Source organism: Streptomyces sp. LN549 (genome assembly GCF_043203805.1).
Classification (GTDB): Bacteria; Actinomycetota; Actinomycetes; order Streptomycetales; family Streptomycetaceae; genus Streptomyces.
Genome location: NZ_JAZHRI010000002.1, coordinates 5574659 through 5599885 on the forward strand (window position 1 = coordinate 5574659; position 25227 = coordinate 5599885).

The window sequence follows — 25227 nt, forward strand, 5'->3', positions numbered from 1 at the left end:
AGGCCCGGGGCGCCGCGTCCGTGGCGGTTCAGGCCGCCGACGCGCAGATGATGCTCCGGCCCTGGTTCACCGGCCAGTACCAGAACCGTTCGCCGCGCCCGGACGGGCAGGTCCAGTTCTGGCCCGCCTTCGGAGCCCGGTAGAACCCGGTGATCCGCAGGATCGACTGACCGGCCTTGGGCACGGTCGACGCGTTGCAGCCCCAGATCACCGTCAGGTCAGCACTGGTGGCCCCGGTGACGTCCGCGGGGAAGCACTGGCCCACCTGGTACACCCGGTCGAGGCAGAGCGTCCTGTCGACCCCGTCGTCACCGGATTTGCTCCACCAGGTGAAGCCCGCCCCGGTATCGCAGGAACCGGAGCCGCCGGAAAGGGTACTGACGCGGTTGACGTGCATGTACGCGTTCGAAGCGCTGCAGCTCACCCGGATCGGGCGGTCGGCGCTCATGTCGTCGTGCCCGTCGTTGTACACGTTGAGGCAGTCACCGGCGCGCACCGCGGCGAACGCCCGGTCGGTGGCATCCGGTGTGGGTGTGGGTGTGGGTGTGGGTGTGGGTGTCGGCTCGTCCACGGACTCGCTTTCGGAGTCGTCGGTGCTGCTGCCGGTGCTGCTGTCGGTGTCCGTGCCGGAGTCATCCGTATGCGTGTCGAGGTCGCTGCCGGACGATACGGCGCCGGAACTGCTGCCGGCGGACGAACTGCTGCCACTGCTCCCCTCGTTACCCGTCGTCTCCCAGGGCTGCCAGACCAGCAGGGCGATGACGGCGGCCACGGCTATCAGCCAGCCCAGGCCCGAGGAGTTGCCCGAGGAACCGGTACGCGGGGGTGTCGGCCGCGTGGTGCCCGGGGCGGTCGGCGCGGCGCTGGGTGAGGACGTACGCGCCCGGGCAGCCCGACGGGCCGCCTCCCGCTCGTCCCGCCTCCTCGCCTCCCGCTCGGCCGCTTCCCTTGCCGTGCGCTCCTGCTCGGCGCGCTCCCTTGCCGCGCGCTCCCTTACGGCCCGCTCCTGCGCCGCCCGCTCCCGCTCGGCCCGCTCGTGTTCCTGCGCCGCGCGCTCCCGTTCGCGCCGGGCGCGCTCGGCCTCCGCACGCTGGGCGGCCAGTCGATCGGCCTCCCGGCGGGCGGCCTCGACGCGCTCCCGTTCGGCGCGTTCCTGCTCGGCCTGCTCCGCCCGCTGCCGCTCCGCGAGTTCCGCGAGTGCCGCCAGGTCCGGCCGCGCCCGGTCGCGGCGGGCACGGTCGCGGGCCGCGCGGGCCTGCCGCTCCGGCGGGTACACGAGTGTCGGGGGCGGCGGCGGTACCACGCGAGTGCGCTGGACGACGGTAGGGGCCACCGGGTTCGCCTCGTTCGACCGGTTCTGCTGCCGGCTCGTGCGGCGGTCGTTCGCGAGTTCCAGGCCCTGGGTCGCGTACGCGCCGATCAGCGCCGTCCACCGCGGCGGCAGCCACCGGGTGCCGCTGTGGGATGCCGGCAGGCCGGCCTGGGCCTCGCGGAAGCGGGCCAGCAGCTCCGCCGGTTCGGGGCGCTGGTCCGGGTCGACGGACAGACACGGCCGGATCGTCGCCACGAGCTCCTTCGGCAGCCCGCCGAGGTCGAGTTCACCGCGCTGGACGCGGGCCAGCAGCCGCAGGGTGTCGCCGTCCGCGCGGTAGGGCGGCCGTCCGGTGGCGAGCAGGAAGAGCGTCGCGCCCAGGGAGTAGACGTCGGACGCGGCGGTCGACTCCTCGCCGCGCGCCTGTTCGGGCGAGGTGAAGGCGATCGTGCCGAGCGTGAGCCCGGTGAGCGTGAGGTCACTGGCGTGCGAGATGCCGAAGTCGATGACCCGGGGGCCGTCCAGCGGCAGCAGCACGTTCTGCGGCTTCACGTCGCGGTGGACGATGCCCACCCCGTGCAGGGTGACCAGGGCCTCCGCGGTCCCGGCGGCGATCCACCGCACAGCGGACGCGGGTAGCACCCCGCAGTTGCGGACGAGTTCGGAGAGCGGAGGAGCGGCGATGTAGTCGATGGCCATCCACGGCCGCTCCGCGTCGGGGTCGGCGTCCCGGACACGCGCCGTGTACGCGCTGGCGACCCGCTGCGCGACCGACACCTCGCGCGCGAATCGCCGACGGTCGATGTCGCTGACGTCCCCCTCGGCCAGCAGCGTCTTCACGGCGACCAGAGCCCGCCCGCCGCGCTCGCCGCTGCGGGCCAGGTAGATCCGCCCCATGCCGCCGGACGCGAGCCGTCCGATCAGCCGGTACGGTCCGAGCGTCGCCGGATCGTCCCCACCCAGCGCCTGAACCCGCGCCCCGGCCATGTCACTCCCCCTGTCGCACCCTCCTGGCAACGGTGCCACGAGGCTCCCCGAACAGCCATGGAATGCGGCAACTCCCGGACACTCTGTTGCGGGTCCGATACAGGCCCGGGACGCCCGCCGCACCCCGCACATGCAGCAGCGCCACCGGGGGAGCGGCGGCGCTGCTGGTCAGTGTTGCCGACCGGGATCAACAGAACCCGGTCCAGCCGGTGTTACGGCAGGGCGTGGACGTGCGGCCCGACCGCGTTCGACCAGGCGTTGCCCGACTTGGCGTCCCAGTTGGTCGACCAGGTCATCGCGCCGCGCAGACCCGGGTAGGTCTTCGACGGCTTGAAGGTGCCGCAGCCGGTGCCCTTCGCGAGGCAGTCCAGGGCCGCGTTCACGACCGAGGGAGCGACGTATCCGCTGCCGGCGCCACTGGTGGAGGCGGGGACGCCGAGGCCGACCTGCGACGGGTCGAGGCCGCCCTCCAGCTGGATGCACGCCAGCGCGGTGAGGAAGTCAACCGAGCCCTGCGAGTAGACCTTGCCGTCGCAGCCGAGCATCGAACCGCTGTTGTAGTACTGCATGTTGACGACCGTCAGGATGTCCTTGATGCCGAGCGCCGTCTTGAAGTACTCACCCGAGGTGGACTGCATGTCGATGGTCTGCGGAGCCATCGTGATGACGAGGCCGGAACCCGCCTTCTGCGACAGCGAGCGCAGCGCCTTCGTCATGTACGTGGAGTTGAGGCCGTTCTCCAGGTCGATGTCGACGCCGTTGAAGCCGTACTCCTGGATGAGCGAGTAGAGCGAGTTGGCGAAGTTGGTGGCGGAGGCGTCGCTGTTGACCGAGACGGACCCCTTCTCACCGCCGACCGAGATGATGACGTTCTTGCCCGCGGCCTGCTTCGCCTTGATGTCGGCCTTGAACTGGTCGACGGTGTAGCCGTTCAGGCCCGCCGAGTCCAGGTTGAAGGTGACCGCGCCGGGCGTGGTCGTGGCGTCGGCGAAGGAGACCGCGATGATGTCGTAGTTCGCGGGCACGTCGCTGAGCTTCTGCACGGTCGCGCCGTTGTTGAAGTTCTGCCAGTAGCCGGTGACCGCGTGCTTGGGCACGGACGTGCCCGGGTTCGGGTTGCCGGTGCCGGACGTCGCCGTACGGCCGCTGACGGTGGCGGACTTGACCGACTCACCGGCCGCGTTGGTGGCGGTGACCGCGAACTGGTACGCCGTGTCGGCGGCCAGCCCCGTGATCGTCGCCGAGGTCCCGGTGGAGGTGGTGGCCTTCGCGCCGTCCTTGTAGACGGTGTAGCCGGTCGCGCCGGACACCGAGTTCCAGGACAGGGCGAGGGAGGAGGACGTGGCCGTGCCGACCGCGAGTCCGGCGGGGGCTGCGGGGATCGTCGGCGCGGGGTCGGTGCCACCGCCTCCGTCGGGACCGCTGACCGCGACGTCGTCGACGAGGTAGGCGGCCTGCCCGTACCAGCCGTGCGTGTACACGGTGACGGACGTGGTGCTGGGCCCGGTCGTGAAGCTCGTCGAGAGCTGGGTCCAGCTGCTGGAGCCGGGGGTCCAGGTTGACACGTCGGTGGTCCCGGTGCCGCTGGCGCCCAGGTAGGCGTAACCGCCCTGGACCCAGGAGCTGAGCGCGTACGTCGAGTTGGGCTTCACGGCCACGGTCTGGGTGCACTTGGCGTTGTCCTGGCCGGCCGGGGTGGCCTTGAGCGCCGAGGTCCCGCCGTGCACGGGGGAGGAGACGGTGGCGCCGCTGCCGCCGGAACAGGTCCAGTTGGCGAGGCCGGACTCGAATCCGGCGTTCTTGGCGACGTTGACGTCGGCGGCCTCGGCGCTGCTGACGAGACCGGTGAGGGTCAGCGCGCCCGCGGCGACGACGGCCATGGCGGAACCGAGGAGCGGGCGGTTGTGCCGTCGTCTGTGGCTGGTTGCGGGGGAACGTTCCACTTGCTGCCTCCGTGGGGGAGTCGGGGATGGCGGGGGAGCGGCACGGGGATGCCGGGGCCGGACACGGGGGTGCCGGGGTGTGGAATCGAGGAACGGTGGCCACCGCTGGGCGATAAAACTGGTCCAGACCAATCGAGTTGTCAAGACCTCTGGCAGCGACCCGTCGCAATGACCCGCGCGAAAGGGGCGGCGGGCGGGGTCGCGTGCTCCGGCTCGTTAGCTCCTGAGGGGGAGTTGAGGGGGAGTCGGGAACGCCCTCTCGGGGGGTGCGGATGACGGCGCCGCCGATCGGGCGGATCGTGCCGATCGCGTTGGGCCCGGGGGACCCAATCCGGGCCCAGAGTTCACATTGGGCCCACCGGGAACACCGGGGACTGCAGCGTGAATGCGCTCCCACGCCTCTGACGTGCATAAAGACTGACGAGGATCATGAATAACTGGGGCAGGGAATGGGTATTCGATTAAATGGTACGGACTTTAACAACTAGTCACTTGGGCTGATTTGTCACGCGAACGCCCTGCGGGGGCCCGTGGGCCCGTCCTCACTGGGTCCTGGAAGGTGTTCTCTACCTCGCATTACGTGGATAAAGTGCTGACGCAGGAGCGCCTGAGTGAGGGGCACCTGACGGGAGCGATTGCGGCCGGCGGTACGCGGCGGCCGGAGCCGAACGGGGAACAGCGTGCCCACAGCAATAGCAGTGACCAGCGCTGATCTGGTGCTGCCCCCGGCCGATCAGCAGACGCCCACGGCGGTGGTTCTGCAGGCACCCGAGGAGCAGTCGCTCGAACAGGCGGTGGGTGACATGCATGTGCTCCTGGAGCAGCACGGCTACGTCATCGCGGTCTATCCCGCCAGCATCAAGCCCACCCATGAGCGGCGGCTGCACGCGATTCGCGCGGTGATGGAAAGTGACCGTATTGCGCTGCTCAAGGTGGATCTGCCCCCCCTGGGAGTCGCCGTACTGGTACGCCAGTTGCGGCAGTTGTCCATCTGTGACTTCAGTGCCGGGGTCGTCGCTTCCGCGGCGCGGCTGCTCTCCCACTACATCCATGCCGGGGCGCTCCTGAACTCAGTCACCAAGCTCGACCGGGTGCCGGTCAGCCTGAAGACCCACGCGAAGTCCTGGGTCCCCGGGTCGCAGTTCGGCGTGCTGGCCAACCCGAACCCCCAGCTGGTCAAGATCGGCTCGGGGGACCTCGCCGGACCCGAATTCGCCACCCACCTGCTGGTCGCGAAGGGGCAGTTGCAATCCGATTGGGTGACGGCCACCATCGCTCCGGCCTGGCAGGTACAGGAGGTGCACGAAGCCGCGCTGCCCGCGGATTCGCCTTCCTGGTGGGGAACTTCGAAGATGATCGAATTCGCCGCCTTTCTGCCCGATATTTCACTGATCTATCAGCTGGTTTCCTCGGTTCGCAGGGAGGTCTGTACCTGGTGCGGAAATGAACTCATCGGCGACCGCTGTGGTCTGTGCTCGGCCCCACTGAAACCGCCGGAGAACCAAACGCGCGGTTCCGGTGTCCTGAGCCAAGGAACACCGATGCACCACGGGTCGTGAGCCACCGCGAAGGCGGTGCTCCCCTGCTGCACCCACAGCCCGGAGAACAGCGCACGGCGCCCTCCCGTCCACCACGGGCAACGCCACAGCGAGACCTGCGACGGCTCGACCCCGCTCCGCTCCCCAGTCCGCTCATCGGCCCACGTCTCCCAACGAGGTTGCTCCGCTCATGAACTCACGGCAACGCCGCGGCGTCATCCTTCTCCTCCTCTCGGTCCTCTGCGCCTTCGGTGCGTTCGCCGGTGTGCTCTCGGTGATCAGTGATGTGAACTCGAAGGTGGGTCCGGAGGTGACTGCCTACCAGGTGAAATCGGATATAGCCCCCTACCGTCCGCTGGATCCGGGGCAGTTCGAGAAGGTCTCGATGCCGAAGCGCTGGCTGTCGAAGAACGCGGTCACCGACCTCTCGGTGCTGAACGGCAAGATCGCCGTCACCAACCTCCGCAAGGGCTCGCTGCTCCAGGACGACATGCTCGTCAAGCGCCCCAAGCTGGAGAACGGTCAGCAGGAGATCGCCATCATGATCGACGCCGCGACCGGTGTCGCCGGAAAGATCCGGCCGGGCAACCTGGTCAACATCTACGCGACCTTCGCGGGCCAGACCGACAAGGACAAGCCCACCTCACGCGTGATCGTCCCCAACGCCAAGGTGATCGACGTCGGCCAGCTGACCTCGCTCGAGCCCAAGGGCGACGACCGCGGCGGCCCCACCGAGGCCGTGCCGATCACCTTCGCCCTGGACACCACCGACTCGCAGCGCGTCGCCTACGCAGAGTCCTTCGCGGAGCACGTACGGCTGGCCCTGCTCCCCGACGACAGCCCGACCACGCTCCGTCCCGGCGAGGGCAGCTACAACCTCGACGAAGACAAGAACAAGTGAGGACCGGATGAGCACACGAATCCTCCCGGCTGTCGGCGATGCCGACGCTGCCCGATCCATCACCACGCTGCTCAGCCAGCTCCCCGATGCGGAGCCGGCCGCACCGCTGGGTGACTCGACCTCCCTGCTCGACACACTCGCCCGGCTCGCCGCCGAGTCACTGGACGAGCTGCCCGAGGTCGTCCTGGTGCACGAGCGGATCGGTCCGGTTCCGGCACTTGAGCTGATCCGGGAGGTGGCCCTGCGCTTTCCGGCGGTCGGGGTCGTGCTCGTCACCGCCGACATGAGCCCCGGGCTCTACTCGGCAGCCATGGACTCCGGCGCCCGCGGCCTGGTGGGCCTGCCCCTCTCGTACGAGGAGCTGGCCCAGCGCGTCCAGGCCGCCGCCGGCTGGTCCGTCGGAGTCCGCCGCCACCTCGGGGCGGGCGCCGAGGTCTTCACCGGCCCCGGCGGCACGGTCGTCACCGTCAGCGGCGCGAAGGGCGGCGTCGGCGCGACGGTGGTAGCCGTACAACTGGCCCTCGCCGCGGCGGCGTCGGGCCACACGGTCGCCCTCGCCGACCTGGACCTCCAGTCCGGGGACGTGGCTTCCTACCTCGACGTGCAGTTCCGCCGGTCGATCGTCGACCTCTCCACCATCCAGGACATCTCGCCACGTGTCCTCCAGGACGCCCTGTACAGCCACGACAGCGGGCTGGCCCTGATGCTGGCACCGAGCGAGGGCGAGCGGGGCGAAGAGGTCAGCGACCGGGTCGTACGCCAGACAGTCAGCGCCCTGCGGAACCGCTTCGAGGTCGTCGTCATCGACTGCGGTACGCACATGAACTCGGCCAACGCCGCAGCCATCGAGATGGCGGACCGGACCCTGCTGGTCACCACCCCGGACGTGATCACCGTCCGCGCGGCCAAGCGCATGGTCCGGCTCTGGGACCGCCTCCAGGTCCGCAAGGCCGAGGAGACGATCACGGTCGTCAACCGCTACACGCGTAACACAGAGATCCAGCCGCCGCTGATCGAGAAGATCACGGCCACGAAGGTGGCGCGGGTCGTGGTCCCCGCGAACTTCAAGGAACTCCATGCGGTGATCGACGCCGGCCGCTTGCAGGACCTGGAGGCCAAATCCACTGTGAAGCAGGCGCTGTGGGGGCTTGCGGCAGATCTCGGGTTGGTGAAGAACGCCGAAGGCGGCGACAAGCAGGGCAAGTTCAAGGGCGACCGCGGTTCGTTGGGCGGCCGGCGGGGACGTACGAAGTGAGCGGCGACGGGGTGGTTCCGTCGGCCGGGTACATCGGTGAAGTGATCTGTGCAGCGAGCGATGAAGTGTTCAGCGAAGCGATTAATGAAGCGATGAGACCGAGGAGGACCGTTGAATCATGAATCTTCTACGAACGGGCCGGCCACCGGCGGGGCCAGGTAGCGCGAGGGCTGAGACATCCGGCTGCGGCTCCAGTGGACGGCGCCGGCGCATGCGTAGCGACCGGGGGCAGACGGCGATCGAGTTCGTCGGCACGCTGCCGTTGATCCTGGTGACGTTGGCGGTGATGTGGCAGGCCGGACTGGTCTGTTACACGTGGGTGCTCGCCGGCAACGCGGCGGACAAGGGCGTCAGGGCGGCCGCGGTCGCGGAGAGCAGCCCGGAACGCGCCTGCCGACAGGCCGTACGCGAGGACGTGCCCGACGCCTGGGACACCACCGTCCTGCGCTGCGGCGGCGGCATCGGTGACCTGGTCACCGCGAAGGTTCAGGTCAAGGTTCCCCTCATCTTCCCGGGGGTGTTCAACGTGCCTTGGCACGCGACGGGCGACGCCAAGGCCAAGAGGGAGAAGGGCGGGTGGGGTTGGTGAAGCGCACATGGGCGCGGCAGCCCGGCACCGGACGCACGACCGCATCCCGCTCGGACAGCCGGCGGGGCCAGGCCGCCGTCGAGTACGTGGGTGTGCTCACTCTCCTGCTCGTCATATCGCTGGCCGTGGTTCAGCTCGGCATCGCCATATACGCGGCCCAGCAGGCCGGCACAGCCGCCCGGGCGGGTGCGCGAGTGGGCTCGGACAAGTACCAGTTCGGGCGCGCAGGGTCGGTTGCGCGCGATTCCCTGAGCGACTGGCTGGCCGACGACGCCAGAGTCATCCCATCCGGTGGTGTGAACGATGTGACCGTGAGGGTGACGGTTCGCATCCCCTCTCTCCTGCCGATGTTCAAATTCGGATCCGTCACGAAGAAGGCCACCATGCCGCGCGACTGATCCAGCACTGCCGTACCACACCAGGGAGTTGAGGACATGAGCCTGCGGGCGCGCATTACCAGTCCCGAGCCGATGAACGGGCTGAGCGAAGAGAGTCGGCTGGTCCAGGTCTACCGCGCCAAGCTCCTGGAAGAGATCGACCTCGCCGAGATGTCCGCCCTGGCGGCGGCCGAGCGCCGGGCGCGGCTCGAACGCGTCCTGGGCCACATCATCAGCCGCGAGGGCCCCGTCCTCTCCTCCATGGAGCGCTCGCAGCTCATCCGCCGGGTCGTCGACGAGTCCCTCGGGCTCGGCATCCTGGAACCGCTGCTCGAAGACGCCTCCATCAGCGAGATCATGGTGAACGGACACGATCAGGTGTACGTGGAGCGGCGCGGGCGCCTGGAGCTGCTCCCGATGCGCTTCTCGTCCAACGAACAGCTGATGCAGACCATCGAACGCATCGTCTCCACGGTCAACCGCCGTGTTGACGAGGCGAATCCGATGGTCGACGCGCGTCTCCCCTCGGGTGAGCGTGTCAACGTGATCATCCCGCCGCTCTCCCTCAGGGGCCCGATCCTCACCATCCGGCGGTTCCCCAAGGCGTTCACGCTCCAGGAGATGATCGGGCTCGGCTCGCTCGACGAGCACATGCTGATGCTGCTCGCCGGACTGGTCCGCGCCAAGTTCAACGTGATCGTCTCCGGAGCCACCGGTACCGGCAAGACGACCCTGCTCAACGCGCTGTCCGGGCTGATCCCGAACGGCGAGCGCATCGTCACGATCGAGGACTCCGCCGAGCTCCAGCTCCAGCAGTCCCATGTGATCACGCTGGAGAGCCGTCCCTCCAACGTGGAGGGCAAGGGCCAGATCACCATTCGCGACCTGGTCCGCAACTCCCTGCGTATGCGACCCGACCGCATCATCGTCGGTGAGGTCCGTGGCGGCGAGACGCTCGACATGCTCCAGGCGATGTCAACCGGTCACGACGGTTCTCTCGCCACCGTCCACGCCAACAACGCCGAGGACGCACTGATGCGTCTGCAGACGCTGAGCTCCATGTCCGAGGTCGAGATCCCGTTCGTGGCGATCCACGACCAGATCAACAGCGCCGTCGACGTGATCGTTCAGCTGACCCGTCACGCGGACGGTTCCCGCCGGATCACCGAGATCGCGATCGTGGACTCGCACGGACGCGAGGACTACCGCATCGTCTCGGTCTGCCGCTTCAATGCCCAGCCGATGGCCGCGGACGGCCGCATCTACGGAAAGTTCGACTACTACCCGCTGCCCCGCCGGGTGGCCGAGCGCCTCTACATGTCGAGCGAGGCGGCCCCAGCGGCCTTCGGTGTCGCCGAGACGGAGGAACAGCTGATCATGCGTAAGTCGGCAGCCTGATTCCGCTCTCGTACCCCGCTACGTCCCCAGCCCGCCGCCCACCCAGAAGGCCTCGTCCGAAATGGATAATCTTCCGCTCCTGACGATCGGCGTGACACTCCTCGCCGGTCTGTTCGCCGTCATAGGCGTGCACATCTTCTCCTCGGGCAGAGCTCAGCAGCAGATTCTGGTCGACCGGATGTCCCAGACGGGCCAGCTCACGATCGGCGGCCGCAACCGTCGCTTCCGAGGCGTCGACCGGCGCCTGCGCAAGACGAACCTGGGCAAGCGGATCGAGCGGAAGATCGCGGCAACGGGCCTGGACCTCACGCCCGGCGAGTACTTCGTCTACGTCGTGGCAGCGCTGCTCGGCCTCTACTTCGTGGTCGGCTCGATCTTCGCGCCGTTCTTCGGACTCATCGCAGCGCTCATCGGCCTGTGGGGAGGGAACGCGTTCCTCAACTACCAGCGTGCCAAGCGCACCGAGGCGTTCATCAACCAGCTCCCCGAGCTGACCCGCGTCCTCGCCAACGCCACCCAGGCCGGCCTCGCACTCCGTACCGCCATCAGCATGGCGGTGGACGAACTCGACGAGCCGGCGCACGAGGAACTGCGCAGGGTGGCCGACCGACTGGCCGTGGGGCACTCGCTCGACGACGCGATGAACGAGCTCGTCGAGCGGCTGCCGTCGCGAGAACTGACCGTGCTGGTCTCCACCCTCATCCTCTCCAACCGGGCGGGCGGCACGATCGTCTCCTCGCTGCGCAACCTCACCGAGACGCTGGAGGAACGCAAGGAGACCCGGCGAGAAGTCACCACTCTCCTGTCCCAGGTGAAGGTGACCGCGGTCGCCGTCCCGATCCTGGGAATGGGCTTCCTGCTCATCATCAACAGCATGCGGGCGGGCGCGCTGGACGACATGACCGCCGCCACTCCCGGCCGGATAGCTGTCCTTGTTGCCGCAGGCCTCTACGCCCTCGGTTTCTTCCTCATCAGCCGACTCACTCGCGTCCGTATATGACGGCCGGAATCAACAAGGAGAGGACATCATGGATCTTCTGATCGCGGCCGTCTTCGGACTCGGCGTGTATGGAGCCTTCCACGGCATCCGCATGTATCGCGCGGAAGCCAAGCTGCCCGGTGACATGGAACTCGCGCTGGAGATCGGTGCAAGCCGCACTACGGCCGCAGGTGGCCTGGCGGACCGCATGGGCATGCGCTACGCACCCCGAGTTCTGTCGATGATGGGACCCAAGCGCGTCGACAAGGTCCGGCGCAAGCTGGACATGGCCGGTAACCCCGGGGGCATGACGATCGACCGCTATGCGGCTCGGCGCGCCTTCTACGGCGGCCTCGGGACGCTTGCGGCCCTGGCCATGCTCATGAACGGGCAACTCGTGCTGGCCATCCTCCTGTTTGTCTACGGTCTCTTCTGGACCGACGTGATCATCCGGTCCGCCATCGGACGCCGCAAGGACGACATCGACCGGACACTCCCGGACTTCCTCGACGTTCTCGCGGTCGTCGTCTCGGCCGGACTCGGGTTCCGCCAGGCGCTGGAACGGGTCGCGGAGAAGTACCAGGGTCCGTGGGCCGACGAACTCCGCATCACTCTGCGCCAGATGGACATGGGCGTCAGCCGCCGCGAGGCCTTCGACCAGCTCCGCAAGCGGAACGAGTCCGAGCAGGTGTCGATGTTCGTCTCGGCCCTCCAGCAGGGCGAGGAGCTCGGTGCTCCGATCGTGGACACCTTGATCCAGATCGCCAACGACATGCGGCGTACCGACTCCCAGAACGCGCGGCGCAAGGCGTCGAAGGCCGTCCCCAAGGCCACGCTGATCGTCACCAGCTTCATGCTGCCCGGGACGATGATTCTGATCGCCGTCGGCTTCTACTACGCGTCTGAAGTCCACATCGGGGACGTATTCGGCGGCTGACACGCCCCGGCGCGAGGAAGCGATCCGCACCGACGAGGAGGTGAGAGGACCAGATGGGCCCACGACCGACCGGTCCCGCCCTGACAGGCGGACCCGACGCGCAGGCGCCGGAAAGTACCGCTGGGCATGTTCCCTCCTTGCCCATCCAGCTGAACGCGCTGCAGGCCCTTTGTCGTCAACTGTTCGGATTTCGCCTTGCGATGACCTTGCTGGCGACGCCGTTCGCGCTGGACGGCGTGCACGAAGAGCTCGGCAGCTGGCTGGTGGGCGCGGCGGTACTGGTCACCGTCATGGTGTCCTACGTCCTGATGCGCGACTGGGAACGCTTCGGGCCGATTCTTCTCAGGCATCCCGCACTGCTTGCCGCGGACATGCTCTTCGGTGCACTGCTGCTGTTCGCGGCGAGTCCTGGCTCGACGCTCTCCTACGTGACGGTCTGTACCCCGCTCCTTGCCGGGCTGGTCTACAGCTGGCGGGGCGGGGCGATCTTCGCCGCTCTTCAGGCGCTGTTGCTCGCCGGAGCCTACGGAGTCAGCCAGGAGGCCGAGGCGGACGCCTCGGCGCTCCTCGTGGTGGGGCTCTGCATCATGGCAGGAGCAGTCGGCAGCACGCTGCGCAGCCTCCTCCTGGGGTTCGGCGCAGCCTCCCAGGCGTTGACGGAGACCCGCGCCCGCCTCGCGGTCAGCGGCGCCGTCGAGGAGGAGCGCGCACGCCTCGCCCGGGAGATGCACGACTCTGTGGCCAAGACCCTGCACGGCCTGGCCATGGCGGCCGACGGCCTGGCGAGCACCGCCGACCGGATGGACCCGCTGACCGTCAAGCACCAGGCGGAGCTCGTCGCACGCGCGGCCCGCCGGGCCGCCGCCGAGTCCCGGGAGCTCCTGTCGGACCTGCGCAGGGAGTCGGGCCTCGACGGCGGCGTGGACGTGGTGGACGAGCTGGCAGCGCGCACCGCGGACTTCGATCGCCGCCACAGCGTCAAGGCAGTCTTCCGCCGACTCGGCGAGAGCCCCGTCCCACTCATTCCGCACGCCGTGGCCCGCCAGGCCCTCACCATCGCGACCGAGGCCATGGAGAACGCCCAGCGCCATGCCCGTCCCAACTATGTGGAGGTCTCCGCCGGGTTGGTCCGCGACGTGGTGCGCATCAGCGTGTACGACGACGGTGAGGGCCTGCCCCGGGGTACTTCCCTGGCGGATCTGCGCAAGGCCGGGCATTTCGGCCTCGTAGGGATGGTCGAGCGCGCCGCCTCCATCGGCGCACGCATCCGGATCGGCAGGGGCCAAGCGGAACGGGGTACCGAGGTCCGTCTCGACCTGTCGCTCGCCGCGATGAACCTGGCGCCACCCGCGTCTCCCACCGCTTCCGGGTACCCACCGTTGCTCACGCAGGTGCCCGGCCAACCCGCCAGACCCCACAACTGAATCCGCATCACCGCTACTGAGTACCCCCACAGTCCCCCATCCTTGAGAGAGGAGGCCCGCACCATGTCGGACGAGATCTCCCGCAGCTCCGGAGAGCAGTGGACGCAGCAACCGCATGTCTCGCAGCACACGTCCTCGCATCCGAGCCCGCTCAGTTCGCCGCCTACAGGCGGTGTCCCCGCATCTGATTCTCCCGGTGGATTCCCGGCCTTCCCCAGCCCCGAAGCGATGCCCGCGGCACGGCCGCTCAGAGTGGTCGTCGCCGACGACAATCCGGTCGTACGGGCCGGTCTGACCGTTCTCCTGCACGGACGCGATGACATCGACGTGGTCGCCGAGGCGGGTGACGGCCGTCAGGCGTACGAGATGGCGGTGCAGCACCGCCCGGACGTCGTACTGCTGGACGTACGCATGCCCGGCGTCGACGGCATCTCGGCCCTGCCCCACCTGGTGCGGCTGTCCCCGGTGCTGATGATGACCTACAGCCGGGAGAGCGAGATCGTCCACGAGGCCCTGCGCCTGGGGGCCGGGGGCTATCTGGTGCACGGTGAGTTCACGGCGGACCAGCTGGTGGCTGCCGTCCGCGACACCAAGGAGGGCCGGGCCCACTTCACGTACTCGGCCAGCAGTGCGCTGCTGGAGTCGGTGCGAGGTGGCGGGGGCGGCCTGGGCGGGGACGGCCGGCCCCTGCCTGAGGGCCTGGGTACGGCCTTCACCGGACCTGGCTACCGACCCGTTGCCCCACCGGGGCAAGTGTCTGCACCCGCACACGACACGCGCGGGCAATGGGGGCCTGGCGGAGAGATGAATCGCCAGGCCGGGGGTGTGAGCCAGGAGTTGAGCGAGCACAGATTCTCGCAAAAGGCTTCGCTTCCGCAATCATCTGTGGGACATTCTTCCTCAGGGATGCCTGTTGCGGCACCCCAAGGAGTACGGGTTGAGCTGAGTGAACGGGAGGTGGAAGTGATGGATCTGATCGCGTCGGGCATGACCAATCAGCAGATCGCGGCCACCTGTTTCATCAGCCAGAAGACCGTCAAGAACCACATCAACCGCATCTTCGCGAAGTTGAATGCCGGCAGCCGGGGCGAGGCCATCGCCGTCTGGCACCGCATGTCGTCCGGGGGGTCGACGAGGCATGGCTGAGCACTCGATGAACCCGAAGGCCCAACTGGCGAAGTGGGCCCGGAGTTGGGCCCGCAGGCCCATGCGAGTGGGTGTTGTCCCGACGTACGTTTCTCATGTCGACAGCGAGACCGGCCGGGAGGAAGCCGGAAGCGCGAACGACACGAAGACTTACGTAGCAGTGTCGGCCGATTCCCGGTCGGCCGAACTCGGAGGGGAACACCATGTCGAACATCACCCTGAAGGCCGCCACCGCCACGCAGACCTACGTCAACGGCTGGAAGAACACCGCCGTGGACGCGATCAAGCGTCGCAGCGACAAGGGTCAGGGCGCGATCGAGTACGTCGGCATCACGATCCTCGTGGTGGCGATCGTCGTGGCGCTGCTGCAGACGAACCTCGGCTCGACCATCGGTGCGAAGTTCACCGAGAAGATCAACTCGGTTCTCAACGGGTGATCCGTCGAATGAAGTCCGAGGCAGGGCAGGCCGCGCCGCTGTACATCACAGCGGTGACCGGCCTGCTCTTCCTTGCGTTGGTCTTCTTTGCGTTCGGTGAAGCCGATGTCAAGCGCAACGGGGCACAGACTGCGGCCGATGCCACGGCTTTGGCCGCGGCCAAGGACTCCCGGCGCCTGCTCAAGTTCGACCTGATGGCCCACGTCATGGACAGGGGCTTCTACACCGAGGTGTTCAACACCCCCTACGTCGGGATGGACGGCTGTGTCATGGCGCGCGCGTTCGGCGCCAAGAACGATGCCACCGACGTCGGTTGCCAGCCTGTTAGCGGTATGCGCTGGGGCTACGAGGTCGAGCTGAAGTCGAGAAAGAAAATGACCGCGAACCTCGTTCCGGGTACTGAGGGGAAGCAGGCGGAGGCTGAGGCTGTCGCCGTCCTCGACAATCGGGGATGCACGTTCGTCCCGAACCCGATCCCTACGTCGCCGTCCATCGGCACAGTCGGCTGTGTCAGCGGGCTGGTGTGGGTGGTCAGCCCTCAGAGTCTGGCTGCCATGCCTGATATGACTCTGCTTTTCGACGTTCGCCTGGCCGAAGACTGACCTCGATCAAACGCAAAGGAACTGGACCGATGAGCTATCCGCACGTGAGGACCACGCGCCGTGCCGGGGGAGTTGCTGTGCTGGCAGCCGCCCTGGCGCTCTCGATGACCGCCTGCGGCAGTGACGACGGGAACAAGCCGAAGGACGCCGCGTCCCAGGCCTCTACCTCGCCGTCCACGTCCGACAAGGGCGACGGCGGCGGGGAAACCGTCCCGGACACGAGCACCGTTCTGGTGACATCCAAGAACGATGACGGCATCGAGATGGCCATCAACTCGGCCAAGCGTGACAGCGGTGGGTTCCTCACGGTCACCGGACAGCTCAAGAACAATTCGGGCAAGAGCTACACCATCCCGATCGGCTGGAACGGCAAGGAGGTAGCCGTTGCACTCAAGGACCGCTCCCTGGCGGACATGACCCTTGTCGACTCGGTGGGGAAGAAGCGCTACTACGTTCTGAGGGACACGGACAACCGTCCACTGACGACCACTGGCTTCAACGCGTTCCTCGACGCGGGGAAGACCATCACGTTCTTTGCGCAGTTCCCGTCCCCTCCGGACACCACCAGCAAGGTCAGCCTCCTGTTCCACGGGTTCGCCCCTGCGCCGATTGAGATCTCCTGATGAACGGCACCATCACCACCACCCGTCGGGTATCCGGTCAGATGGCGATCACGGTTCTCGTCGGTGTGCTCGCGTTCGGAGGCGTGGGCGTATCGCAGGCCTTCGCGGATGACAGCCCGTATCCCTCAGCGTCTGCGGAGCCGTCCGTCAAGATCGACGCGAACGATACGGATCTGAAGCTCCCGGACGGGGCCACTCTCGCTCCCGTCAAGATCCTCGACATCAAGTCGGTCATCGAGGACATGGGGGGCGAGGAGCGCCGCGAGGACACCAACTCGGACATCAAGTTCGCGCTCCAGGCCGAGGTTCTCTTCGGCAAGGACAGCGCGAAGTTGAGCTCTGCGGCCAACGGTCGTATCAACGCGATTGCCACGGAGATCAAGAAACAGGACGCCAAGAAGGTCCGGGTGTTCGGCTTCACCGACAACCTGGGCTCCTCCGCCCACGGCGACGTGCTCTCCAAGGAGCGTGCGGAGGCAGTGCACAACGTCCTGGACAAGGCCCTGGCCGGCACCGGTATCTCGTACGAGATCCGTGGCTACGGCGAGCAGTACCCGATCGCCGACAACTCAACGGAAGACGGCCGCAAGAAGAACCGCCGCGTGGAGGTCTCCTTCGCGCGTGCGGAGGGCTCACAGAGCTGACCAGCGCTTCTGCTTCGGGTCTTCACCTCGCGGCCGATGCCGTATGCACCTCGCATACGGCATCGGCCGCGAGGCTTTGCGGGGTGGGCGCAGGGCTCTGCCGGCGTCTCCCCGTAAGGCCGGATGCGGCATGGACAGCCGAGCGTCGAGCCACATGTGCTCCGCCTGGCAGTGGTGATCGTCATCATGGAGCCATGGCCGACTCGAACGTGAACACAGACGCTGTCTGGCGGCTCCACCACGGAGACCAGGAGATTGCCCGGCTGACCGTGACGGGTGCGGACATGCCCTGGACGCACGCCGACGTCGAGGCCCTTCCCGGCTTCGAAGAGTTCCGTCCGATCTTCAGCGAGCAGGAGCGAGCTGCCGACGAGGAGGACTGGGAACGCCTCGACGGCTGCTACGAGGAGATCCGCAGAGCGCTCACCATGACGTTTCCCGACGGCAGCCCGGTTGCCGAGTTCATGCTGCACATCCACGACGACGGCACCGCCGGCTGGCGCTGGCACGACGAACCGTTCGACGAGACGAACTGCTGACGCCGGTGAGCCACTCTTCAATCCTCCTCAGGCCGAGGTGCAGTACGCGGCTCACGGGTGTTGACCTTCCCCAGGGCCAGGAAGAGCGGCCTGCCGCCAGACCGGGCGGCAGGCCTCGCAAACGTCCAACCACAGGCCGACCACGCGCTGAGGTTCATGAACAGCTCATGCTCGGCAGTGACACCACGGGACCGTGGGACTCGACGGTCAGCGCATCTGTGCCGAATCGCATCCGGTGCCAGCCGCCCCGGTCCACGACGGGGGGCGGGGACGCATGGCCGTACAGGGCCAGCGTCTGGGCCACAAGCGCAGGGATGCGCCCCGGCAACGCGACCCGCTGCGGGGCGGGTCGCTGTTACAGCAGGTGGTCCGCCTTGCCGGCCTTGATGTCGCGGATCATCTGCTGGAGCGACTCACGGCTGTCGGTGAGGTAGTGGTCCTCCTCGCCCAGGACGGCTATGTAGCCGTTGCCCTCGGCGTCCGTACCCAGCCTGAAGCAATTGTTCCCCTCGCCGCAGTAAGCCTCTTCCCAGTTGATCTCTGACATCTCGAACGTCCTCACATTTGGCCTGAGATGGCGTGGACGAAGTCTCTCGATTCAGCGGGGTCGAGCGACGCGTTCTCCAACCAGTCCAGTTGAGCACGGTACTTGGTCAACTGTGCCTCAGCGTGCATGAATTCAGGCCCGTGAGCAGAGTCGAGCTGGGCGGTGTCCAGCTGGGGGACCACGCCGTGTGCGTACAGAAGGGCATGTCCCGCCCCCGGGAATGCGCCTCGGCTGACCGGGATGACGCGGATATCGATGTGCTCCCGCTCGGACATCGTGCAGAGGTGGCGCAGCTGCGCCTGGGTGACCTGCCGGCCTCCGAACTGCATGCGCAATGCTGCTTCGTGGACGTATCCCACGTAGGGGATGGGGTCTTCGCGGTCGAGCACCTGCTGCCTCTCCATCCGGTGGGCCACCCGCAACTCGACCTCCAGGCGGGACAGGGCGGGCAATACGGCACCGAAGACTGCGCGGGCGTATCCGTCCGTGTGCAGGAGGCCCGGCAGGTGCACGGTCTGGGCTGTGCGGAGGCGCGTGGCATGCCACTCCAGTTCGGCGATGTCCAGCAGGCCCGGAGGCAGCGTTCCCCGGTACTGCTCCCACCACCCCCGCTCGCGCTGTTCCGCCATCTTCACCAGCGCCTCGGTGTACTTGTCGTCGGCGCAGGCGTAGTTGCATGCGAGGGTGCGTACGCGATCCGGAGCGATAGGGCGGACCCCGACCTCCATGTTGGAGATCTTCGTTCGGTCCACGCCCAGCAGGCCTGCCGCGTATGCCGTGGTCGCTTCCGCGGCAACGCGCATCTTCCGTAGTTCGGTGCCTAGTCGCTTCTGGCGTTCTGTCGGAGTGGAACTGCTCGGCATGGGCCCTTCTTCCGCCGACGGTGGACACAGTCTGTCCCTGTGAGGGGGCTCAGTCCAGGTGAGTGCGAGGCAATTGCCTCGAATGCTGTGACATGAGTGCCACCATTAGGCTACATTCAGTAACGCACCGCTCACGCAAAGCCGAGCAAGAAGTGCATCGCACGGCCCTGCCCGCAAGCTCCTTCCCTGGGAGGGTCGGGTCCGTGTCAGGGAGACAGGCCACTGTTCGTCGTCCGAAACGCGAGAGCCATCCGTGCGCACCCACGAGGAAGAGAGACACCGCCAACTCGCCACCCGTAACGGGGAGTCAGCCATGCACTCATCTCCACTCGCCGCACTCTGCCCGGCCGTCACCGAGACGCGGATGCCGTTCCCGGATGCGTACGCGCACTCCACCCCGCCCCGCCCGCCGCAGCCCTGCCTCCGCCCGAAAGGCGGCTCCGGGCGCTCCGCCCCCGGGCTCGCCATGAGCTTCACCCTCCCCGGCGACATCCGCAGCGCCCGCATCGCCCGTACGGCGACCGCCGCCGCCCTGGAGGCGCACGGGCTCGCCCCGTACGTCTGGCCGGTGACGTACGCGGTCACCGAACTCGTCTCGGTCGCCGCACGGATGAGCCCCGGCCGGGAGCTCTACGTATCGCTGCGCCACCGCGACGACGCGGTCCGCCTGCTCGTCTGGGACCAGCACCCGCACCACTCCGAACCCGACCTGGCCGCCCTCTGCGAGGCGCGCCGCCGACGCGCGCTCTGGCTGCTCGCGGCGGTCGCGGACGACTGGGGCGGCGAGTGGGGCATGTGCGAGGCGCAGCAACCGCAGCGCGGCACGAAGTCCTGGGTGTTGCTGCCCCGTTGAGTCCGCGTGCGACCGTGCGGCGCTTCCCGTCCCACCGGGGCGGCGGGGCGTGCTCGACCGAAGGACCGGCCACCGAGACCCGCTGCGCCGCCCAGATGATCTGTCCAAGGGGTTCAGTGGTTCGTGCCTCGATACCGCTCGCCCAGGGTCAGACGTTGTCCGGTGCTGCGGATGCCAGTCGTGCCGCTGGTGGTAGTGGTGCGTGCTGAGGGCAGGCTTCGAACGCCTGGATCGCCAACCCTGCAAAGCGTCGGGAGGCCATGACCTGGGTGTCGGTCGATCTGGTGTGGATCCCCTTGTTGGCCATGAGGATGAGAATGAGGTCGTCCAGGACGAAGTCGGACCGCAGGTGCCCTGCGTCCTTGGCCCGCTGGGCAAGCCCGGCGACCGCTTTCACCGTGTACTCACGGCCCGCGACATCCGGCGCCCCTGGGAAGGCCGACATGAAGGCTTCGCTGAAACCCCGATCCCGCGCGTGCAACTCACAGATCTTCTCGATCACCAGGCAAAGGCCACGCCACGGATCGGGATCGGCGCACCCGTCGTCGACGATGGTGCGACATGCGCGCAACTGGTCCGCGAAGGCTTCGGTGGCCAGCGCCTGCTTGGTCGGGAAGTGACGGTACAAGGTGGCAGGTCCGACCCCTGCGCGCCGCGCGATCGCCCGCATCGGCACGTCCAGGCCTTCGGCGGAGAACAGTGCTCGGGCCGCGTCGAGGATGCGCTCGCGGTTGTCCAGCGCGTCGGAACGCAGGGTGTGAGGCAAACGGTCGATCACGCTCTCACTTTACCTAAACGGACGGGGGCGTCCGTTAGCGTTCAAGGCGTAGCAGCTCACCGGGATCATCGGGGCGCAGAGCACCGGGACCGAACCCCTGCCGCGCCGTGAACCCCCTCCCGTCGCCGGCGGCGATCGGCGGCAGGTACTGAGCACGACCGCACTTGATCGGTCCAAGAACATGGGAGACGACATTGAAGGCAATCGCGATCCAGACGTACGGAGGTCCTGAAGGTCTGGCTGTTGTCGACCTGCCGGCTCCCGCACCTGTTGCCGGACAGGTGGTGATCGCCACCGAGGCCGCGGGCGTCGGTGGGGTCGACACCGTAATCCGAAGCGGGGCCTTGGCCGCCTACGGCTTCAAGGAGGGCCACATCCCGGGCAGCGAGGTGGCGGGCACCGTGACCGCGGTCGGTGACGGCGTCGACGCCTCGTGGATCGGCAGGCGGGTGTGGGCCTTCACCGGCACCGGCGGAGGTTACGTCGAACAGGCCCTCGCGCCGGTCGAGGAGATCGTTCCCCTGCCCGTGGACCTGTCCGCAGTCGATGCGGTGACACTCGGCAGTTCCGGAGTGGTGGCCCACTTCGGGCTCCGCCACGCCCACTTCGCTCCCGGGGAGACGGTCCTGGTGCGTGGTGCGGCCGGCAGCATCGGGATCATGGCAGTGCAACTCGCCGCTCGCGGCCGCGCCGCCGCGGTGGCGGTCACCACCTCCTCGGCCGAGCGAGGCGAGCAGCTACGACGTCTCGGCGCGACCCACGTGCTGGACCGCTCCGGCGAAGGGGGGAAACAAACCCCCGCAGGCTATGACGTCATCATCGACGTGGTGGCCGGCAAGGACATGCCGTCGTTCTTCGACCGGCTCAACCCGAACGGCCGCATGGTGGCCGTGGGCGCTGTCGCAGGTCAGCCACCGGCGGACTTCGGCACGAAGATCATGGCGGCGTTCCAGAAGTCAATGTCCTTCGCCGCTTTCAGCGCAGCCACCGTCACCGGAGCCGACCGGCGTACCGTGCGGAGCGAGCAGTTCGCCGCAGCGAGCCGCGGCGAGATCGAAACAGTGGTGCACGAGGTACTGCCACTGGACGCAGCCGTGCTGGCGCACCAGAAGATGGACGCGGGCGAGGTCTTCGGCAGGATCGTGCTGACACCGTAGTCGAAGGTATCCACCCGGGATTGCCGCGATCCCCTGCGCGGTCGAGGCGAGGGAGTCCAATGTCGGTGTGTGAAGTCAGAGTTGGACGTCCCTCGCGACCGCGCTCTACGTGAAGCCCGATGATCTGCTGAAGCGTTCGCCGCAGTTCGGGCGATGGCGGCCGAGTGTGCGGAGGGCACCCCTCCAGGGGTGCGTGCCCCTACTCTGGCCGTATGACCACGGGGGACGAACTGCTCCTGATCGCCATGGTGACGATCCGGCGACGCGTTCGGATACGGGACGCGGACCGACTCCGATTCGCGCTGAGGGCTGCCGAGTTGGCTGACCTGGGCCGGGCGGGCCGGATCGCCGTCGGCCCCCGCCGGATCGAGGTGACCGACCCCCGGCCCGTCGAGGACCGCCGCCTGAACAACGTCCTGCGCGGTCTGGACGCGGCCGATCCCCCGCCCGGCCTCAAGGACTGGCTGCGCCGGACACCGCGCTCGCTCACCGTCGAGTACCTCTCCCGGCTGGAGGACCGCAAGGTGGTCCGGGTCCGCCGGTGGCGGGACGCCGGTGGGCGTACCCGCCATGACATCGTCTTCGTCGACCGGTCGCGCCGCCGGGAGCTGCTGGACCGCCTTGACGCCGTGGTGCGCCGCGGACCGGCCGGGTCTCCCGGCGAACGCGACCTGACCCTGGTCGCCCTCGTCCAGGCCGCGGGCCTCGCTCCTGCCGTTTACCCGGGCTTGCGGGGCATCGGCGGGCGCCGCCGCCTGTCCGTCCTCGCCGCGGCCGGGCACCTTGCCCCCACCACCGGCGGAGCCGGTCCGGCTGCCGACGAGGAGCTCGCGGACGCGCTGGTCGTCGGCAGCCACGGACTCACCGTGCAACTCCAGGGCGAACTCGGCAACCTCTACGCGGACTTCACCACCGGAGGTCACGGCCTCAGTCACTCCGCGGACCCGGGCAGCTGGTCGGACGGCGGCGCGGGCGGCACCGGCCACCACGGGGGCTGATGACCTGGCTCCGGGGCGCACGGCGAACCAGGCCTCTCGTGCGGATCGGGCCGGGATCGCGGGGTCCCGTCGTCATATGCGCCAGTCGGCGCAGTACTGGACGTGCAGGAGGGCCGGCACGTTGCGGCGCGTCCGCGTCCGCGTCTGCGACCACGGACCGGCTCTGAGCTCGGCGCAGCAGTGGCCGGCGTTCGGGCGGCGGTGCATGTGCGAAGGGGCCTCCTCGACGAGACCGCGCAGGGCCGTACCGTGCTCGCGGAACGCGGTGGAACTGCCCACGACGAAAAGGGTGCGCGCCGCGATGTCGAAGCGGAGGTGGTCCCGGTGCGCGGGGTAGAGCCGCCGCTGATGGTCGATGGCGCTCTCGTCGGGGAAGTCGTCGTCCGGAGTCTCCGCGACCTGTGGTGTGCCGGTGCCGAGCCGTGCCCGTATCTCCTTCCACGACCCCGTCGGGAACTGGAGACTGTGATGGAGCAGGACCAGGTCCAGCGGGGCCGGGGCGCTGTCGCTCGCGCCCCCGTCCGGGGCCGCGTTGGCCCGGATCGGCAGGTGAACCAGTGACCGGGCGGACCGGGCGGCCAGGGACCACAGGGCGACGAGTTGTTCGGAGCCCTTGCGGTCGGCGTGCATCGACAGCCAGTGGCCTTCGTCGCGCAGCGCCAGCCGGGCAGGGGGTGGGGCGGGCCGGATCACCCGGATCTCGTTGCTGCCCAGCCTCACCTTGTGTATGCGCACCCGCTGTTCCACACGTCCCCCGGACCCTTGCCTGCCGCCCTGTCCCAGTGCCGTCCCGCCCGGTCCGGGCCCCCATGCCCGGGCCGTCGCGTTGACAGCACCCGGCCAGGCGCGTGTCTGTGATGGACGCGGTACCACGTGACGCCGGCCAAAGAGTAGTGGGCCGCCCGGTAGCCGGGCGAGCACGTTTCGCTCAGGAGCCCGTCATGAGGTCATGTTCCGCCTCGCCTCTCCGCGTCCCGCTGGTCGTCGTGCCGGAGACCTCCGAGCCCGATGCGGAAGGGACTGCGACCATGGGCGCAGTGAGGCGGCGACGTCGGGCCGGGCACCGCTTCCGGTACTCGGTCCGGCGCCGGCCACTACCCGGAGCGCTGAGCGCCCGGGCGGCCACCGCTACCCGAACCGCTCCTCGGGCGTGCGCACGCCCGCCCGGAAGTCGGTCAGCGCGGCACTGATGTCGCGCGACGATCCGGAGAAGAGCACCGACCGGTCGGCCGCCACCAGGATGGTCCCGCCGCCCCGCACCTGGTGCACGACCGCCACCGCGTCGTCCTCGGGCAGCAGCACATGGCCGAGACCGGCGTCCGGGGTGATGCGGCGGTACAGTGCCTCGCCGAACTCGATGAGCCGTCGCTGCTCGGGTGTGGGCTGCACGGCGTCCGGAGCCGCCCCCGCGCCCGTGCTCGCGTCGCTCATCCCGCCGCCCCGTCCTCGCCGCCGGCCGCCGCGAGCTCCGCGATCAGGTCGGCGTCGCGCATCCCGGGCAGGGCGTACCCCTCGGCCTCGTCCCACGGGACGTCGAGATCGTCCATGTGCACGCGCCACTGCGCATCCGGCAGGGCCCGGCGCAACTCCGTCACGGAATCCAGCACATGAGCGATCACGGGCATCAGGCGACCGGGATCGAACGGCATCTTGGTGGACCCGGCGACGATCTCCGGCGGCTCGGAGGAAGCCCCGTCGTACACGTACAGGCTTTCCTCGTCGTCGTACGGGAACGAGGCCATGTGCGCGGCGACAACGCGGTCGACGGAGGCGGACTCGGCCTCGGTCAGCGGGGTCGCGCGGTGCGCGTTGTAGTAGAGGGAGACGCTCATGCCGCGAGCGTACGACGAGGGTGTGACAACGGCAGCCGCCGTGGACTACGCCGGAGGCGCGGAACGCCCGACACGCTCGACCACCCCGAGGCGGTGGCCGTCGACGGCGAACCGTTCGGTGAGCGAACGGGCGAGTCGGCGAAGGCGCGTCGCGCGGTCGGAAGCCATCGGGGCCAGTATCCGCCGGGACCGCCCTCGGAGCGGCCCTGAGGCCGGGTGCCTCGCCGGGGCGGCCCCTGACGTCGGCGACCTGGTCAGCTCGCGACGTCCGCGGCCTCGGTCAGCCGCCGGATGGTCATCGGTTCGGCGAGGACGAGGTCCAGGACCTGCCTCACATGGCCGAAGTGCGCGGTCGTGAAGTGCTCGGCCAGTGCCGCGGCATCCGTCCACTCCTCCACGATCACCATGCGGGCGGGACGGTTGGGATCGGCGTAGGGGAGGTACGCGAGACAGCCCGGCTCTTCCATGGACGGTTCGATCATGGCTTCCAGGGCGGTGCGCAGCCGGTCCTCCCGGCCGGGCGCCGCCAGGCATTCGGCGATGACGACGAGTGTCATGCTGACGGACT

General features: G+C 68.5%; 28 protein-coding genes. 18 read left to right on the forward strand and 10 right to left on the reverse strand.

The features are described from left to right. Window positions 1-28: 28 nt before the first annotated feature. Window positions 29-2299 (reverse strand): protein kinase, encoded by a 2271-nt coding sequence (locus tag SH922_RS25445; RefSeq protein ID WP_393060160.1) that lies wholly within the window; start codon window positions 2297-2299, stop codon window positions 29-31. 212 nt (window positions 2300-2511) lie between these two features. Continuing rightward, window positions 2512-4179, reverse strand: coding sequence for a chitinase (locus SH922_RS25450; protein ID WP_393063689.1), 1668 nt, complete (start codon window positions 4177-4179; stop codon window positions 2512-2514). 761 nt (window positions 4180-4940) lie between these two features. Here SH922_RS25450 and SH922_RS25455 point away from each other — a divergent pair. The 15 genes from SH922_RS25455 (at window position 4941) to SH922_RS25525 (ending at window position 17631) form a co-directional block, all read left to right on the forward strand. Continuing rightward, window positions 4941-5801, forward strand: coding sequence for a hypothetical protein (locus SH922_RS25455; RefSeq protein WP_393060161.1), 861 nt, complete (start codon window positions 4941-4943; stop codon window positions 5799-5801). A 169-nt stretch (window positions 5802-5970) separates the two neighbouring features. Beyond that, entirely contained in the window at window positions 5971-6681 is a 711-nt protein-coding gene (cpaB, locus tag SH922_RS25460; protein ID WP_393060162.1) for a Flp pilus assembly protein CpaB, read from the forward strand. Between the two features lie 7 nt (window positions 6682-6688). Then, entirely contained in the window at window positions 6689-7936 is a 1248-nt protein-coding gene (locus SH922_RS25465) for a CpaE family protein (protein ID WP_393060163.1), read from the forward strand. Between the two features lie 211 nt (window positions 7937-8147). Beyond that, window positions 8148-8525, forward strand: coding sequence for a TadE family protein (locus SH922_RS25470; protein ID WP_362556839.1), 378 nt, complete (start codon window positions 8148-8150; stop codon window positions 8523-8525). After that, on the forward strand, window positions 8522-8923 hold the full coding sequence (locus SH922_RS25475; protein ID WP_393060164.1) for a TadE family protein: 402 nt from the start codon (window positions 8522-8524) through the stop codon (window positions 8921-8923). The genes SH922_RS25470 and SH922_RS25475 overlap by 4 nt, the downstream gene beginning before the upstream one ends. A 36-nt stretch (window positions 8924-8959) precedes the next feature. Next, window positions 8960-10300, forward strand: coding sequence for a CpaF family protein (locus tag SH922_RS25480; protein ID WP_393060165.1), 1341 nt, complete (start codon window positions 8960-8962; stop codon window positions 10298-10300). A gap of 61 nt (window positions 10301-10361) precedes the next feature. After that, complete coding sequence (locus tag SH922_RS25485; protein ID WP_393060166.1) at window positions 10362-11300, forward strand: type II secretion system F family protein; 939 nt, start codon at window positions 10362-10364, stop codon at window positions 11298-11300. Window positions 11301-11328: 28 nt separating this feature from the next. Next, the gene (locus tag SH922_RS25490; protein ID WP_393060167.1) at window positions 11329-12216 is read left to right on the forward strand and encodes a DUF5936 domain-containing protein; all 888 of its coding nucleotides are present in this window, start codon (window positions 11329-11331) and stop codon (window positions 12214-12216) included. A 53-nt stretch (window positions 12217-12269) separates the two neighbouring features. Then, on the forward strand, window positions 12270-13640 hold the full coding sequence (locus SH922_RS25495; protein WP_393060168.1) for a sensor histidine kinase: 1371 nt from the start codon (window positions 12270-12272) through the stop codon (window positions 13638-13640). Between the two features lie 63 nt (window positions 13641-13703). Further along, window positions 13704-14786, forward strand: a complete 1083-nt coding sequence (locus SH922_RS25500) for a response regulator (RefSeq protein WP_393060169.1) — start codon at window positions 13704-13706, stop codon at window positions 14784-14786. A gap of 203 nt (window positions 14787-14989) precedes the next feature. Beyond that, window positions 14990-15223, forward strand: a complete 234-nt coding sequence (locus SH922_RS25505) for a hypothetical protein (RefSeq protein WP_393060170.1) — start codon at window positions 14990-14992, stop codon at window positions 15221-15223. 8 nt (window positions 15224-15231) lie between these two features. After that, a complete protein-coding gene (locus tag SH922_RS25510; protein WP_393060171.1) occupies window positions 15232-15825 on the forward strand; it encodes a pilus assembly protein TadG-related protein in 594 nt (197 codons plus the stop codon). A gap of 29 nt (window positions 15826-15854) precedes the next feature. Further along, on the forward strand, window positions 15855-16448 hold the full coding sequence (locus SH922_RS25515) for a hypothetical protein (protein WP_393060172.1): 594 nt from the start codon (window positions 15855-15857) through the stop codon (window positions 16446-16448). Then, window positions 16448-17092, forward strand: a complete 645-nt coding sequence (locus SH922_RS25520) for an OmpA family protein (RefSeq protein ID WP_393060173.1) — start codon at window positions 16448-16450, stop codon at window positions 17090-17092. Before SH922_RS25515 ends, SH922_RS25520 begins: the two co-directional genes overlap by 1 nt. A 194-nt stretch (window positions 17093-17286) precedes the next feature. Continuing rightward, on the forward strand, window positions 17287-17631 hold the full coding sequence (locus SH922_RS25525; RefSeq protein WP_393060174.1) for a hypothetical protein: 345 nt from the start codon (window positions 17287-17289) through the stop codon (window positions 17629-17631). 355 nt (window positions 17632-17986) lie between these two features. Here the strand turns inward: SH922_RS25525 and SH922_RS25530 are convergent, their stop codons facing one another. Together SH922_RS25530 and SH922_RS25535 are read right to left on the reverse strand one after the other, a co-directional pair. Further along, window positions 17987-18178, reverse strand: coding sequence for a hypothetical protein (locus SH922_RS25530; protein WP_362556861.1), 192 nt, complete (start codon window positions 18176-18178; stop codon window positions 17987-17989). An 11-nt stretch (window positions 18179-18189) separates the two neighbouring features. Further along, entirely contained in the window at window positions 18190-19041 is an 852-nt protein-coding gene (locus SH922_RS25535) for a DUF5753 domain-containing protein (protein ID WP_393060175.1), read from the reverse strand. 313 nt (window positions 19042-19354) lie between these two features. Here SH922_RS25535 and SH922_RS25540 point away from each other — a divergent pair, with 313 nt between their 5' ends. After that, the gene (locus SH922_RS25540) at window positions 19355-19894 is read left to right on the forward strand and encodes an ATP-binding protein (RefSeq protein ID WP_393060176.1); all 540 of its coding nucleotides are present in this window, start codon (window positions 19355-19357) and stop codon (window positions 19892-19894) included. A gap of 148 nt (window positions 19895-20042) precedes the next feature. Here the strand turns inward: SH922_RS25540 and SH922_RS25545 are convergent, their stop codons facing one another. Next, window positions 20043-20672 carry a TetR/AcrR family transcriptional regulator gene (locus SH922_RS25545; protein ID WP_393060177.1) on the reverse strand — a complete coding sequence of 210 codons (630 nt, stop codon included), beginning with the start codon at window positions 20670-20672 and terminating at the stop codon, window positions 20043-20045. 194 nt (window positions 20673-20866) lie between these two features. On the opposite strand from SH922_RS25545, the gene SH922_RS25550 reads away from it, so the two are divergent. Both SH922_RS25550 and SH922_RS25555 read left to right on the forward strand, forming a co-directional pair. Beyond that, on the forward strand, window positions 20867-21829 hold the full coding sequence (locus tag SH922_RS25550) for a zinc-binding dehydrogenase (protein ID WP_393060178.1): 963 nt from the start codon (window positions 20867-20869) through the stop codon (window positions 21827-21829). A gap of 212 nt (window positions 21830-22041) precedes the next feature. Next, the gene (locus SH922_RS25555; RefSeq protein WP_393060179.1) at window positions 22042-22827 is read left to right on the forward strand and encodes a GPP34 family phosphoprotein; all 786 of its coding nucleotides are present in this window, start codon (window positions 22042-22044) and stop codon (window positions 22825-22827) included. Window positions 22828-22899: 72 nt separating this feature from the next. Here the strand turns inward: SH922_RS25555 and SH922_RS25560 are convergent, their stop codons facing one another. The 5 genes from SH922_RS25560 to SH922_RS25580 form a co-directional block, all read right to left on the reverse strand. Beyond that, entirely contained in the window at window positions 22900-23562 is a 663-nt protein-coding gene (locus SH922_RS25560; RefSeq protein WP_393060180.1) for a hypothetical protein, read from the reverse strand. Between the two features lie 393 nt (window positions 23563-23955). Then, window positions 23956-24258, reverse strand: coding sequence for a hypothetical protein (locus tag SH922_RS25565; RefSeq protein ID WP_393060181.1), 303 nt, complete (start codon window positions 24256-24258; stop codon window positions 23956-23958). Beyond that, on the reverse strand, window positions 24255-24659 hold the full coding sequence (locus SH922_RS25570) for a hypothetical protein (protein WP_393060182.1): 405 nt from the start codon (window positions 24657-24659) through the stop codon (window positions 24255-24257). Before SH922_RS25570 ends, SH922_RS25565 begins: the two co-directional genes overlap by 4 nt. 45 nt (window positions 24660-24704) lie before the next feature. Then, window positions 24705-24827, reverse strand: a complete 123-nt coding sequence (locus tag SH922_RS25575) for a hypothetical protein (protein ID WP_393060183.1) — start codon at window positions 24825-24827, stop codon at window positions 24705-24707. An 86-nt stretch (window positions 24828-24913) separates the two neighbouring features. Beyond that, entirely contained in the window at window positions 24914-25216 is a 303-nt protein-coding gene (locus tag SH922_RS25580) for a putative quinol monooxygenase (protein WP_393060184.1), read from the reverse strand. Window positions 25217-25227: the final 11 nt, after the last annotated feature.

Bases quoted from the DNA above. Each gene is read 5' to 3' on its own strand.
- SH922_RS25540 (WP_393060176.1), top strand. From the start codon at position 19,355: ATGCACTCATCTCCACTCGCCGCACTCTGCCCGGCCGTCACCGAGACG.
- SH922_RS25530 (WP_362556861.1), bottom strand. From the start codon at position 18,178: ATGTCAGAGATCAACTGGGAAGAGGCTTACTGCGGCGAGGGGAACAAT.
- SH922_RS25470 (WP_362556839.1), top strand. From the start codon at position 8,148: ATGCGTAGCGACCGGGGGCAGACGGCGATCGAGTTCGTCGGCACGCTG.
- SH922_RS25480 (WP_393060165.1), top strand. From the start codon at position 8,960: ATGAGCCTGCGGGCGCGCATTACCAGTCCCGAGCCGATGAACGGGCTG.
- SH922_RS25485 (WP_393060166.1), top strand. From the start codon at position 10,362: ATGGATAATCTTCCGCTCCTGACGATCGGCGTGACACTCCTCGCCGGT.
- SH922_RS25445 (WP_393060160.1), bottom strand. From the start codon at position 2,299: ATGGCCGGGGCGCGGGTTCAGGCGCTGGGTGGGGACGATCCGGCGACG.
- SH922_RS25525 (WP_393060174.1), top strand. From the start codon at position 17,287: ATGGCCGACTCGAACGTGAACACAGACGCTGTCTGGCGGCTCCACCAC.
- SH922_RS25570 (WP_393060182.1), bottom strand. From the start codon at position 24,659: ATGAGCGTCTCCCTCTACTACAACGCGCACCGCGCGACCCCGCTGACC.
- SH922_RS25495 (WP_393060168.1), top strand. From the start codon at position 12,270: ATGGGCCCACGACCGACCGGTCCCGCCCTGACAGGCGGACCCGACGCG.
- SH922_RS25465 (WP_393060163.1), top strand. From the start codon at position 6,689: ATGAGCACACGAATCCTCCCGGCTGTCGGCGATGCCGACGCTGCCCGA.
- SH922_RS25505 (WP_393060170.1), top strand. From the start codon at position 14,990: ATGTCGAACATCACCCTGAAGGCCGCCACCGCCACGCAGACCTACGTC.
- SH922_RS25515 (WP_393060172.1), top strand. From the start codon at position 15,855: ATGAGCTATCCGCACGTGAGGACCACGCGCCGTGCCGGGGGAGTTGCT.
- SH922_RS25575 (WP_393060183.1), bottom strand. From the start codon at position 24,827: ATGGCTTCCGACCGCGCGACGCGCCTTCGCCGACTCGCCCGTTCGCTC.
- SH922_RS25535 (WP_393060175.1), bottom strand. From the start codon at position 19,041: ATGCCGAGCAGTTCCACTCCGACAGAACGCCAGAAGCGACTAGGCACC.
- SH922_RS25520 (WP_393060173.1), top strand. From the start codon at position 16,448: ATGAACGGCACCATCACCACCACCCGTCGGGTATCCGGTCAGATGGCG.
- SH922_RS25510 (WP_393060171.1), top strand. From the start codon at position 15,232: ATGAAGTCCGAGGCAGGGCAGGCCGCGCCGCTGTACATCACAGCGGTG.
- cpaB (WP_393060162.1), top strand. From the start codon at position 5,971: ATGAACTCACGGCAACGCCGCGGCGTCATCCTTCTCCTCCTCTCGGTC.
- SH922_RS25490 (WP_393060167.1), top strand. From the start codon at position 11,329: ATGGATCTTCTGATCGCGGCCGTCTTCGGACTCGGCGTGTATGGAGCC.
- SH922_RS25555 (WP_393060179.1), top strand. From the start codon at position 22,042: ATGACCACGGGGGACGAACTGCTCCTGATCGCCATGGTGACGATCCGG.
- SH922_RS25500 (WP_393060169.1), top strand. From the start codon at position 13,704: ATGTCGGACGAGATCTCCCGCAGCTCCGGAGAGCAGTGGACGCAGCAA.
- SH922_RS25565 (WP_393060181.1), bottom strand. From the start codon at position 24,258: ATGAGCGACGCGAGCACGGGCGCGGGGGCGGCTCCGGACGCCGTGCAG.
- SH922_RS25580 (WP_393060184.1), bottom strand. From the start codon at position 25,216: ATGACACTCGTCGTCATCGCCGAATGCCTGGCGGCGCCCGGCCGGGAG.
- SH922_RS25450 (WP_393063689.1), bottom strand. From the start codon at position 4,179: ATGGCCGTCGTCGCCGCGGGCGCGCTGACCCTCACCGGTCTCGTCAGC.